General features: G+C 63.0%; 10 protein-coding genes. 2 read left to right on the forward strand and 8 right to left on the reverse strand.

From position 1 onward, the window contains the following. Nucleotides 1-50: 50 nt before the first annotated feature. Both MHY24_RS05190 and eccCa read right to left on the reverse strand, forming a co-directional pair. Complete coding sequence (locus MHY24_RS05190) at nt 51-1175, reverse strand: type VII secretion-associated protein (RefSeq protein WP_179387395.1); 1125 nt, start codon at nt 1173-1175, stop codon at nt 51-53. Next, entirely contained in the window at nt 1176-4895 is a 3720-nt protein-coding gene (gene eccCa / locus MHY24_RS05195; protein ID WP_239228599.1) for a type VII secretion protein EccCa, read from the reverse strand. Between the two features lie 154 nt (nt 4896-5049). Between eccCa and eccD the strand changes: the two genes are divergently transcribed. Beyond that, nucleotides 5050-6477 carry a type VII secretion integral membrane protein EccD gene (gene eccD / locus MHY24_RS05200; protein WP_239228600.1) on the forward strand — a complete coding sequence of 476 codons (1428 nt, stop codon included), beginning with the start codon at nt 5050-5052 and terminating at the stop codon, nt 6475-6477. Continuing rightward, nucleotides 6477-7625 carry a S8 family serine peptidase gene (locus MHY24_RS05205; RefSeq protein WP_239228601.1) on the forward strand — a complete coding sequence of 383 codons (1149 nt, stop codon included), beginning with the start codon at nt 6477-6479 and terminating at the stop codon, nt 7623-7625. Before eccD ends, MHY24_RS05205 begins: the two co-directional genes overlap by 1 nt. Here MHY24_RS05205 and eccB read toward each other — a convergent pair. The 6 genes from eccB to rpsK all read right to left on the reverse strand — a co-directional run bounded on the left by eccB (nt 7615) and on the right by rpsK (nt 12733). Beyond that, the gene (gene eccB / locus MHY24_RS05210) at nt 7615-8901 is read right to left on the reverse strand and encodes a type VII secretion protein EccB (protein WP_239228602.1); all 1287 of its coding nucleotides are present in this window, start codon (nt 8899-8901) and stop codon (nt 7615-7617) included. The two genes, MHY24_RS05205 and eccB, sit on opposite strands and share 11 nt — an antisense overlap. 74 nt (nt 8902-8975) lie before the next feature. Then, nucleotides 8976-9857: a tRNA pseudouridine(38-40) synthase TruA gene (truA, locus tag MHY24_RS05215; protein WP_239228603.1), complete on the reverse strand. Its 882-nt coding sequence runs from the start codon at nt 9855-9857 to the stop codon at nt 8976-8978. A gap of 149 nt (nt 9858-10006) precedes the next feature. Continuing rightward, nucleotides 10007-10504 carry a 50S ribosomal protein L17 gene (gene rplQ / locus MHY24_RS05220; RefSeq protein WP_005322759.1) on the reverse strand — a complete coding sequence of 166 codons (498 nt, stop codon included), beginning with the start codon at nt 10502-10504 and terminating at the stop codon, nt 10007-10009. 72 nt (nt 10505-10576) lie between these two features. Continuing rightward, nucleotides 10577-11587 carry a DNA-directed RNA polymerase subunit alpha gene (locus tag MHY24_RS05225; protein ID WP_239228604.1) on the reverse strand — a complete coding sequence of 337 codons (1011 nt, stop codon included), beginning with the start codon at nt 11585-11587 and terminating at the stop codon, nt 10577-10579. Between the two features lie 114 nt (nt 11588-11701). Then, nucleotides 11702-12307 carry a 30S ribosomal protein S4 gene (gene rpsD / locus MHY24_RS05230; protein WP_005322762.1) on the reverse strand — a complete coding sequence of 202 codons (606 nt, stop codon included), beginning with the start codon at nt 12305-12307 and terminating at the stop codon, nt 11702-11704. A 21-nt stretch (nt 12308-12328) separates the two neighbouring features. Continuing rightward, on the reverse strand, nt 12329-12733 hold the full coding sequence (gene rpsK, locus MHY24_RS05235; protein ID WP_005322764.1) for a 30S ribosomal protein S11: 405 nt from the start codon (nt 12731-12733) through the stop codon (nt 12329-12331). Between the last annotated feature and the right edge of the window lie 3 nt (nt 12734-12736).

Genomic DNA, 12736 nt, shown 5'->3' on the forward strand with positions numbered 1-12736 from the left:
GGACTGAACTTTCCGCCAAACGGTTCCTGGCTGAGGCAAAGTTTTTGAGACTATTTTTTAACCAGACTTTCCGTGGCCATGCGGCAGGCAGCCTTTTGAACGGCGTTGGAGTTATGCCGGGTATGGCACCCCACGGACATCTGGTGGCCTCGGTCTTCCCAAGTGGTCCATTCCACCAAGGAGCCGTCCCCGGGGTCTTCGGTATAGGTCAGGCGCCCTGCCTCATCGGTGGCATCGCGAAGCGTCGGATCTTCGTCGACCTGCGCGTGAATTTCTTTGAACAGGGCATCCGCCGGCACGTTAAACATCTCATCCGCCGCCAGCAGGATGCGTAGGTTCGGGTCTTTCCCGGTGGCGGTGACCAGACCATCTTCTACCTTGGTGTGGAACCCACTGGGGACTACTACTGACATTCCTTCCACGTCTAAGCGCTTTTCGCCTGGGTTCAATTCCTCGCTGCCGGAATCTGACGCGCCTGGCATTCCCGGTTGCGGCGAGGCCGGCGCGAACTCCGCCGCACCATCGCCGCTTGGCTCGGCAGCGCGGGGTTGCGGGTGCGATGCATCCGGAGCGGCGTCGCCTTCACCTGAAGCTTGGGCACCGATGGCCCACCAAGAAGCCCCAGCCACGGCGATGATGACCACGGCAATTGCCACATGAAAGATATCGATGGCTCCGAGCCAACCGCGCAGGCGGTCGGTCCAGCGTGGCGTTACCGGTTCGTCATAAGCAGGTGCCTCCATCACCGTAGTGGGAGGTGCCGAATCAGTGGCTTCAGGAACCGGGTGAGGAGGCGGATCGAGTGGGTCCGGGGCGGCTAGCGGGGAGATGGTTGGTTCTGGGTCGATGAGGTGCACCCCGGTGACTTCCAATTGCCGGCAGATAATAGAGGTGGCTTCCTGCGCAATTCCCGTGCCGGAAGAGTCTGCCACCACGCAGGCTTCCACGTCGGGCCAGGACGGTCCCGCCATCTTGGATATCTGATCCATGACTTGGCCTAAGGCCCAGCCTTCCACAATGCCGGTTCCCGGCAGGTCATAGCGATAGACCGTTTCGGGCCCTTCAAAGATTGTGGCCGCATCCAGGATGGTGACGGTAATGGGGCCGGCGGTGGTCTCCCCACCAGTAGGGATAGGGGTGTCGGTTGGCGTATGCGCGCTGAGATTGGTGGTCATTTACTTTTCTCCTTCTAGGTACACCGCTTGGGCGACGCCGAGGTTTTCACCGCGGATGCTCCACTGACCGCGCCCGGGTGGTTGGTGGCAGGGCTTGAGGCCGAAGATGGTTCCTTCGTCGCGGTCGGCGTCGAAAAGCAGCAGCGCCGGCTGCAGATCGCGCACCGCGGAAAAGAATTGGCCAAAGAGGGCACGGCCGATGCCGCCGGATTTGCGAGCGATAACAAGGTGCAAGCCAATGTCGCGGGCATGTGGGAGCAATTCCAGCAGTGGCGAGAGGGCAATATCGCTCAGCAGGTCCGCATCATCGATGACTAGGTAAATATCTGGGCCCTGCCACCAATCTCGTGCGGCGAGCTGCGCCGGGGTAATGTCCGGGCCAGGCAGGCGAGATTCCAGGGTCCGGACTGTATCGACAATGGTCTCTTGCGCACTCGACTGCGTCGCGGCGTAGGCAGCAACCATGTTCTGGTCCAAGGTTCCTAGGTGGGCTCGGCGCTGGTCGATGACCACGAGCCGGGCGTCTTCCCTCGCAAAAGCGCTAATACCGCGCATGACCTGCGCCAGGAAGGTGGACTTGCCACACCCCTGCGCCCCGATTGCCACTAGGTGCGGCTCGCGCGACGGATTCCAGGTCAGCGTATCGAGGTCGCGCCCGCCGATGCCCCAGGCGATCTCACCGGCGGGAACATCCCCTTGAGCTGCGAGTGCGGCCGGGGTAAGCACGGCGGGCAGCATCTTGAGCTGAGGAACCGGCTGAGCCTCCGCATGAACGCGGCAGATGTGAGCGATGTCCTGGTTAGAGGTGCGAGCTAAGAGCATATTCTCACCCGTCAAGGTGAGCCCGCGGCCCGGCGCGCAGGGAAGCTTTTGCTGTAGTTTGCGGTCGATGAGCGAATCCAAGGCCTCGCCTAGGCGCAGCTCGAGGCGGTTGGCAATGAGATCGCGGATAGCGGGGCGCATCGTGGTCCACCGCGAAGTGGCAATGATGACGTGCACGTGGGCGGAGGCGCCATCGACGACGATCTCGGTAACCTTCTCCGCTATGTCTTCAAACTCCGCATTCGAGGTACCGATGTGGTGCCAGCCATCAATGACAAGGAAGGTTGCGCACCGTTCTGGACGGCGGATAAACCCAGCTACTTCGTCGACGATGCGCCGTACCTTTTCGCCCTCCTCGCGCCCGGCAACTCCGGCCACGTGGGGCAGTCGCTCCAGGGATGCTAGCTGACCGCCGCCAAGATCGATGACGTAGAAGCGTGCCGCCTGCGGATCATGCCGTAGAGCTAGCGCAGAGACGATCGTGCGCAGCGCACTCGATTTACCGGACTGTGGACCGCCACACAGGGCCATGTGTCCGCCGTGCTGGGTGAAATCAATAATCAGCTCGTCCTGACGTTGGTAGTACGGCCTATCGATAATGCCGATGGGCGCGCGCAGCGACCCTTGGTCCACTGCGGGCGAGACTGCACCCGCGTCATCTGCACCGGAAAGCCCCGGCAACGCGGATAGCTCAATGACCGGCGGTAGCGGCGGCAGCCAGATGCGGTGCGCCGATTGATCGCGCAGGTGGGCCTCTTCCGCCGCGGCGCGCACGACCTCGGTAAGCACAGTGGTGGAGTCATCGAGAACCACCGCAGCGCTAGTATTGTCCTCTTCCTGGGACCAGCCATGAAAGAGCTGCACGCGGCCGCGGGACGCTGCGGGGTGGTCCACGGAGGCGTCGGCAAGCGTCCGGCGCGGCAGAGGCCCAGACACATAAGAAGCTTGGAAGCGGGTCAAGGCCTCGGCATCGGATTTGAGGTAACCCGCGCCAGGCTGGCCGGGCAGGTGGTAGGCATCGGTCACGCCCAATACCTGGCGGGATTCCGCTGAGGAGAAGGTTTTCAGGCCGATCCTGTAGGACAAGTGGGAATCTAGCCCCCGCAAGCGGCCTTCTTCGAGCCTTTGGGAGGCCAAAAGCAGGTGCACGTGGAGACTGCGCCCCAAGCGGCCGACGGCGACGAAAAGTTCCGCGAAGTCCGGGTGCTGGCCCAAAAGCTCCGAGAACTCATCGACGACGATAACCAAGGCCGGCAAGGGCCCATGCTCACGCACGGCGGTGGCAGAAGCGTTGTACTCACTGACATTGGCAAAGTTTCCGGCGGTGCGCAGCAGCTCTTGGCGTCGGTTCATCTCGCCGGAGATGGCATCGTACATGCGCTCTACCAGCGTAGATTCCTCTTCCAGGTTGGTAATCACCGCGGAGGTATGCGGTAGGCGGTCGCATCCTAAGAATGTCGCGCCGCCCTTGAAATCCACGAGCACGAGGTTAAGCTCGTCCGGACTATGGGTAGCCGCCAGCGCGGTGACAAGGGTGCGCAGCAGCTCCGACTTGCCGCTGCCAGTCGCACCGATGCACAGGCCGTGCGGGCCCATACCGCCGTGGGCGGATTCCTTGAGATCCACCGTGACGGGCTGGCCCACCGTATCGATGCCGATGGGCACCATGAGACGCGCCGAGCCCTCCCGGCCATGCCACATGCCACTGGCCGCTAGCTCTTCCACATCGCGATAGCCCAGAAGGCCCATAAGGTCACTGCCGCGCCTGCCAGAAGTGCTATCGGGGCGGCGGTAGGAGGCCATACTGCGTGCAAGCAACGTCGCTCCGGCCGCACTCATTCCATCGGGAGAACCGAGGTCTTCCACCCCTGCCGCGGTGACCACCTGCAGCTGCTCCCCTGCCACGAGGCTTAGTCCTTCGTGCTCGGCGCGTACCCCCAGCGCCGAAGACGGCGCCCCACCGACCTCAATGATGGTGGTGTAGGAATCATCATGGAAGAAGTCCTCGGTGCCCGTGGTCAGCACGCCATCGACTATGAGGATGCGAAAGCGCGCCTTTTCCGGTGTGCGCGCATGGGGCAGCCACTTCAGCCACTCCCACTGGCCACCGATGGCCTCGATCCCGCAGGTTTCCGGGCCATGCGCCAAGGCCATCTGCAGCACCATTGCGCGCACCATATCGCGGGAGGGATCTGCGGGCTCTTCGCTCCGAGTCGACGCCATTCCGGACACGGACAAGAAGCGAAAGGCCTGCAGTTGGATAACCACCGGCATATCGGGAACGGTGCCCACCGCCTTAATGGTCTGGCGCATGCTTACCGCACACACCGGGTCCAGGTCTTCAGTGGCGCCGGAATCCGGCACGTTGATGGGGGTGCACAACGTCGTTGGTCCAGTTCCCACGCGTACCTCGAGGGCGTCCGAGTCATCCGGGCCACGCTCCCACATGCGGCGCGAGCCGACTAGAGTGCTAAGTTCCACCGGTGCCGGGTGGCGATAGCTTTCATGTGCACGCTGCGCCGACGCATTGCGCAGCGCCTTTTCCCGCAAGGCTTTGATGTGGCGCAGGTAGGTACGCCGGGTTTCATCCGGATCCTGCCCACTATTATTGGGCCCAAACATCATGGCCATACTCGCCAGCATCATCAATGGAAACATCAAGGCCATCGGGCTAATCTGCCGGGAATCCCCAGCGCCTAACACCATGAGGGCGACCATGCCGAGCATCGCCGCAATCATCACCACCGGCAGCAGCAGCCGCACCAGCGGCACCGGTTGTGGACGCACCGCCTCTGGGACCTCCTCGGCCTCGAGGCTGCCGGTGGGCAGCGGCGGCGCAGCATCCCGCAATGGCATGGTCAACGGCTCAATGACGCGGGTATCCCCGATCCCAAGCATGCCTAAATAACCTCCCCCGAGCCACGCGCCAAGCGCCCTTGGCCCCCTGCCAAGATTCCCCGCGCTGCGGTGGACACGTCGCCACTAGTAAGCCACAATATGTGGCATTGGGCAAGGGGGACGCCCACAATCCATACATTTTTCGGGGGACATCATGACTACTGCAACGGCGCATCATCTGCGCCTTACCGTTCGCATTCATGCCGGCACCTTCCACAAGGAGGCGGACGTGGCGCTACCGCTAAGCTCCAGCGTGGGCGAGCTTTTGGCGGAAATCACTGACTTGGTGGATGCGCCCACCATTTCTGAGCCTTGGCGCGCGAGCACAGCCTCCGGCCGCGCCATCGATCTCACCGCCCCATTGGCTGCCACTGCGCTCACGGAAGGCTCCATCCTGGTTATTAGTCCGCGCGAGCGCCGGCCTGCACCGGTGATTCGGGATGCGGCGGAATCGCTCGCCGCCGCGGCTGAGGAAGATACTACCGCCGCCCTTCCCACCGTCTGGGCATGGGCAGGAATGCTTGCCGCCTTCGCCCTCGTGTGGGTTAGCACCCTTCCCCTCGCGGCGTGGGCGGCGTTGACCGCTGGAGCCCTGTTGCTCGCCTTGTGGACCCGGGCCTTATCGCTGGTACACCTTAGCCTGGTAGCCGGCATGGCGTGTGGCTGGGTGGTGATTTCGCCCTCGCTTGGCGAAGCCCCCTTTGCCGCACTCACCGCCTGCGTCGCCCTCCTCATCGTGCTGCTTGCCTGCCACGTCACCGGGTTGAGCACGGTTCGCACTACCGCCGTGGCACTCACCGTCTCGGTGCTGTTGTTGGTCGCGGCTTTGGGCTACCTGCTACCCGGACCAGGGACGGGTCTCCAGGGCAGCCACGGTACGGCGGCAGCAGCCTGCGTGGTGATCACCGGAATTCTCCTGTTGGCCGCAGCTCCTGCGCTGACCGTTGCCACCGCTGGACTCAAAGTCCCGCAGCTGCCCACGGCCGGCCAAGACCTCGCGGTTTCGGATGCCGTCCAGCCGGATGTCGATATCCGTGCCCGGCGCGCCGGCAGCGCCTATGAGGGAATGTGCTGTGGGCTGGCGCTCTGTCTCATTCCGGCCCTTATCGCCCTCTCGCTGACGGGCAGTGGTCCGGCCTTGGCGCCGACGAGCGGCGCGCCCGATTCTCTCGCCGAGTACGTTGCGGTGCTCTTTGGTGCTGAGCACACCGGCGCGGGCTTCGTCCAAGCACTCTGCGTGACCACCGCGGGTGCCGTCGTTATGCATGCCGCCCGGCACGGTCGTGCGTTGGCTAGCTGGGCCCTGATGCTGCTGGCGATGACCGCCTGTCTCGCTACGTGCTTGTGCGCTACCCACGCGGTGGCGAATTCCGGGATTGCCGATGCCTGGGCACCAATACTTGTTGCCTGCCTGGTTCTCCTCGCCATGCTGAGTGCCCCGCTGTGGGCACCCAAGGTGACCGGGCTCGAGCCCACCACCATCGCGTGGTTTGAACGCATAGAATCCCTCGCCATTGCCGCTAGTTTGCCGCTGGCCGCGCACCTAGCCGGTGTCTTCGTGCTCATTAGAGGGCTTGGATAATGCGCGTGCTACCGACCGCTTTAGTAGTTGCATTCGCTGCAGGACTGACTGCTGCTCCCTACGCGGCCGCGCGCGAACCGGACCGCGAATGCGCCGCCGCACATTCCTCACCGCTTTCGCCCCAACCAAGCGAGGAGCAGCTAGACTACCGGGCCCGTTTACATTCCTTTGCTACCGGGGAAGGCGTCAAAGTAGCCGTTATCGATACTGGCGTTGCCCGTCACGACCAACTGCGGCATCTCAGCAGTGGCGCGGATCTTGTCGCGCCGGAGGAACCAGAGCCGCATCGCGATTGCGACCTGCACGGCACCGTCGTGGCCGGTGTCATCGCCGGACACGATATCGGTATCGCCCCGCGAGCAGAGATTTACGCTGTGCGTCAGACCAGCGCGCACTATCGCCAGGAAGCGGAGGACAGTACCACCGGCTCGCTGGACACCTTGGCCCGCGCCATCGATGACGCCGCCGCTGCCGGTGCCCGCGTCATCAACATCTCCGTCGTCTCCTGTGTCCCGCCGGATGTGGCCGCGCAGGTCGATACTTCCCGATTGGACCGTGCTTTGGCGCATGCGGAAGACTCCGGCGCCGTGGTGATTGCAGCATCCGGCAATGCGTCCTCTGGCAGCTGTGAGATGGGTGACCGCGTCTTTCCGGCGGATTCGCCTACGGTGCTCTCAGTAAGCGCCCAAGCGGATTCACACGAACTCGCTGACTACTCTCTGAATTCGGCCGATGGCCCCCAGCTTGCTGCGCAAGGATTCATTCCGCTAGCGCTCAACCCCGCGGGTGGATGGGCCGATGGTAAGGAAGGCACGGACGGAACGGCGCAGTTCCATGGCACCTCCTTTGCCGCGCCGGTGGTCAGCGGCACCGCTGCCCTCTTGGCACAGCGCTTTCCAGACGATAGCCCGGCCGCCCTCCGCAAACGCTTGGAGGACGCCGCGGAGCCAGGACACGGCTTCATCGACCCGCTCACCGTGCTCACCCACGTGGAAGCGGGCCCGGGCGTCGATACCCGAGCTATGACCATCCACCCCGCCGACGAAGTCGACTCGCGCGCCCCCACACGCAGTGCCTGGGTGCTGGGTGGGTTAGCGCTGGCGCTTGCTGCGTGGGCGGTGTGGCGCGGGCTGCGGCCTAAGAACTAACCTGCAGCGCCTGCTCACGGTTGAGCGCGGAGCCTTCCGGCAGCAACCGCAGGATCTCCCACGGCACCTGCGCGCCCACTCCGGTGCCAAGGGCTTCCAAAGTCTCTTTGTCCTTGACCTCGTGCCGCTGCCCCGTGGGTGAGACCACGTGATAGCCATGGCCGCTGTCTACGCCTACGCCACCAGCGTTGAGCCCACCAAAGCGATGGGCCACCGACTCACCTGCCAAGGCGACAGTGCCCGCTTGGGCAGGTACCACTACCCCGCCGCCCTCGTTAGCAGCACACATCCAGCCATCGTCCGGGCTTAGGAAGCGGAAGGACGTGGAGGGAAGGTTGAGGTTTAAGGGGGCGTCGGCAAGCGCGGCAATCTCCTGCGGCGTGGCTGTTGTCTCCTTGGCACCCACGCCTGTGAGTATCTCCGCCTGCGTAGGCGTGAGCTCAGCTACGCCCTCGGACGTACGCGCCCACAAACCTTGGCCGGTATCGACGACCTCGGGTGGTTCGGCCGGAAAGTTCAGCGGTGGCAGCTCCGCAAAGGCATTGAGCAGCTCGGGTGGCACGGGCCAAGTGTGGGTACTATCGTCCACGCCCACCGCCCGACGCACGACGCGCCCTTCGGTGTTGGAGGGATCTGGCAACGCCACGCGGCCCTCCTGGGTGATTAGCCACTGCGTGCCCTCGGATTCCACCAGTGCGGCGCGCTCCTCACCGAGGCTTTTCTGCTCGGGCTCGGCAAGGACAATAACCTCCTGCGACGCTACTTGGTGGCCGCCGATGCTAGTGGGATTCTCCGTAGCAGGAGCCTCATCCTTGCCGGCCGAACACGCTACCCATCGCTCTTGGGGAGTCTCGCCTGCCGCCGCGAGGTACCCCGGGGCGTCCGAGATACCCACCGGTGAGCCCAGTAGCGCTTCTTGCAGGTGCTCATCCCCGATGGTCTGCGCCTCGGCCGCTTGCCCGGCGATAATGCGCGCCGACGCCAAGTTGAATACCGGGTGGTAGGTGTCGTTGACGTCCACAAAGAGCTGGCCCTGCTCCGAGCGCACAATCGGCGCATCACCCGGCTGCGGGCTCGGCTGCAGCCATGCCAACATGCCGGAGCCCACCGCAAGGAAGGCGACGCCGACCCCGCCGAAAAGGAGCGCTTTGCGGCGCCTAGCCAATGGATCGTGGATCATGCGGATATCGCCTAAGACAAGCCCATGCTCGACGCGACGGCGCAAGAATTTATGGCCCGATACCTGGGCCTTGGTAGTAGGCAGCGGACGTGCCATGATTTTCCCCCGAAAAGTCTGTGTACACCCAGCACACAGGCTATCCCAGGTAGGCGACCGCTGCCACCCGGGCGCTAATCGGCGCTGCGCCTTTCGCGGGTGACCTCGGCGCGCGCCGCCAGCTGGTCCGCCGCTGGGTAATCAACGGCGACGAGTGACAGCCCCTTAGCTGGGGCCACGGGGATGCTGGAAGAGCGCTTCGTCTCCTGCAGCAGTGCCGCAGCGAAGTCGGCATCGCGGCGCCCCTCCCCCACGCGCAGGCAACAACCCACCAACGAGCGCACCATCGACCAGCAAAAAGCATCGGCGCTCACGCGGGCCTCAAAAAGCTCGGGTTCTTCGGGCGTGGAAACGTCGCGCCAGGAAAATTCCTGCAATTCACGGATGGTCGTGGCGTTCGGCTTGGCCTTACAAAAAGCCGCAAAATCATGCAGGCCCACCAGGGCGGTCGCGGCTTCTTGCATGGCATCGATATCCACCGGCTTAATCCACTCGGCCGTATCCCGCGCACGGGTCGGCAGCGCGCCGCGCGGATTGGTGGTAATCCGGTACACGTAGTGGCGCCGCAGCGCCGAAAATCGCGCATCAAAACCCGCGGGTGCGAACTCGCACCCATGTACCCGAACGTCTTCTGGCAGAAGCTTTGCTAGCCGACGCACCAGCTTCCCCGGCTCCCCCGCCACCGAGCGCTGCGCCAGCATCTCCGTGGGAACGTCCACATGCGCCACCTGGCCACGGGCATGGACGCCGGCATCCGTGCGCCCAGCGACCGTAAGCGGCACCTCCGTGCGCGCAATCATCGCCAGTTTCTCTTCCACCACGCCTTGCACCGTGCGCAGACCGCCCTTCTGCTTGGCCCAGCCATGAAAGTCCGTGCCGTCATAAGCCAAGTCCAAGCGCAGGCGAACGAACCCGTCCGCCGGCCCTTCGGGGGAAGTCGATGCTGCATCTGTCATAGTGGGCTTCATGCTACCGGAGCATCTTCTCCCCACCGGCGCTGGGTCGGCCGTGCAACGCCCCCTTACTGGGGTGCGGACATGAAAAAGCCGCCGCCCCTCCCACAAATGGGGAAAGGCGGCGGCGAAGCGCTAGGGCCTAAGGGGAATTACTTCTCCTCGGACTCCTCAGCTGCGGTCTCCTCGGCAGGTGCCTCGGTCTCAGCAGCCTCGTCTGCCTTAGCTTCCTCAGCCTCAGCGGCCTTGGATGCGGCAGCGCGGGTAGCGCGGTTAGCCTCAGAGGTCACGGTCTCCTCGAGAACGAGGGAGATCTGGGACATCGGGGCGTTGTCACCGGCGCGGTTGTCCAGCTTGATGGTGCGGGTGTAGCCACCCTCACGGTTCTCAAACTTCGGGGCAACCTCGTCGAACAGGTAAGAAACAACATCCTTGCGCGGGATGAGCTTCAGAACTGCGCGGCGGTCAGCAATGGTGCCGGACTTAGCCTTGGTGATGATCTTTTCGATGTACGGGCGAAGAACCTTCGCCTTGGCATCGGTGGTCTTGATAGCGCCGTGCTCGATCAGGCTGGCTGCCAAGTTGCTCAGCATGTGAGCCTGCTGCTTGGCGGAGCCGCCGAGACGGGCACCCTTCTTAGGGGTTGGCATTGTGTACTCCTCGTATGCGGTAAAAGTTGAGCGCGCGGCAATTAGGTTATTGCCGCAAGTCAGCGGGGTTCTTTACTCGGAATCCTCGGCAGCCGGATCCTTGAAGTCACCGGTTTCTGCGTCGTAGCCCTCGAGCTGGGTCGGGTCGAAGTCCTCAGGGGTGTCCTTGAGAGCCAGGCCCAGGTTAGCCAGCTTGATCTTTACCTCATTGATCGACTTCTGGCCGAAGTTGCGGATATCCAGCAGGTCGGACTCGGTGCATTCAGCGAGCTCGCCCACGGTGTGGATCTCCTGACGCTTCAGGCAGTTATAAGAGCGGACGGAGAAGTTCAGGTCCTCGATCGGCATGCCATAAGCAGCGATGTACTCGGTCTCCTGCGGGGAGGGTCCGATCTCGATGCCTTCGGCAGCATTGTTCAGCTCGCGAGCCAGGCCGAACAGCTCGACCAGGGTGCCGCCGGCGGAAGCCAGGGCATCGCGGGCAGAAATCGAGTTCTTGGTTTCGACGTCGATGGTCAGCTTGTCAAAGTCGGTGCGCTGCTCAACACGAGTTGCCTCGACCTTGTAGGAGACCTTGAGAACCGGGGAGTAAATCTGGTCGACCGGGATGCGGCCGATCTCACCGGAGGTAGGAGCGGCTGGGACATAGCCACGGCCGCGCTCGACGACGAGCTCAATGTCCAGCTTGGCGGTGTCATTCAGGGAAGCGATGTGCAGATCCGGGTTGTGGATCTCCACACCAGCCGGCGGCTGGATATCGCCCGCGGTGACATCGCCCGGGCCTTCCTTGCTCAGGTACATAACAACCGGCTCATCGGATTCGGAAGAAAGCACCATGCTCTTGATGTTCAAGATGATCTCGGAAACGTCTTCCTTCACACCGTTGATGGTGGTGAACTCGTGGAGAACACCATCGATCTTGATGGAGGTTACCGCTGCACCCGGAATGGAGGACAGCAAGGTACGACGCAGCGAGTTACCGAGGGTGTAGCCAAAGCCCGGCTCGAGCGGTTCGATGACGAACTTGGAACGAGACGAGTCGATGAATTCCTCGGTGAGCTGAGGACGCTGGGAAATGAGCATTGAAATTCTCCTTTTCGGCGACCGCTATTTGACGCCGGTAGAGGGGTAAAAATCTTCGGGATTGAAGATTCCTGGTTATCCGCCAGGCCATTACAGGCCGTGCGGTATAACAGTTTACTTCGAGTAAAGCTCGACGATGAGCTGCTCCTGCAGCGGAATGTCGATCTGAGCGCGCTCGGGCAGCTGGTGCACGAGGATGCGCAGGGTATCAGGAACAACCTGCAGCCATGCCGGTACGTTGGCATCGATGAGGGCGTCCTGAGCATCTTCGAACCATTCCATCTTCTTGGAGCGGTCACGGACATCGATGATGTCGTACTGGGTGACCTTGTAGGAAGGAACGTTGATGTTCTTGCCGTTCACGGTGAAGTGACCGTGGGAGACAAGCTGGCGAGCCTGGCGGCGGGTGCGTGCCAGACCTGCACGGTAAACTACGTTGTCCAGGCGGGACTCGAGCAGGATAACCAAGTTATCGCCGGTCTTGCCCGGGAGGCGGTTAGCCTCTGCGTAGTAGCGACGGAACTGACGCTCCAGCACACCATAGGTGTACTTTGCCTTCTGCTTCTCCTGGAGCTGCAGCAGGTACTCAGATTCCTTGATGCGGTTGCGGCCAGCCTGTCCCGGTGGGTACGGGCGGCGCTCGAATGCCATATCGCCGCCGACCAAGTCGACGCGAAGACGGCGGGATACGCGGGTAGCGGGGCCAGTGTAACGAGCCATTTTCTTACCTCTTCCTTTCCCTTAAACCTTGCGGCGCTTGGTCGGACGGCAGCCGTTGTGCGGCTGTGGGGTTGCATCCGTGATCGAGGAAACCTCGAGGCCTGCAGCCTGCAGGGAACGGATGGCGGTCTCGCGGCCGGAGCCCGGACCCTTGACGAATACGTCAACCTTCTTCATGCCGTGATCCATTGCCTTGCGTGCAGCGTTCTCGGCTGCCATCTGAGCGGCGAACGGAGTGGACTTACGGGAACCCTTGAAGCCAACGTGGCCGGAGGATGCCCAAGAGATAACAGCACCGGTCTGATCGGTGATCGAGACGATGGTGTTATTGAAGGTGGACTTGATGTATGCGTGGCCGAGGGCCACATTCTTCTTTACGACGCGACGGCCGGAACGGCGCGCGCCGGAACGAGTCTTTGGAGGCATGAA

It is taken from the genome of Corynebacterium sp. ACRPQ (assembly GCF_022347225.1).
Taxonomy (GTDB): domain Bacteria; phylum Actinomycetota; class Actinomycetes; order Mycobacteriales; family Mycobacteriaceae; genus Corynebacterium; species Corynebacterium tuberculostearicum_D.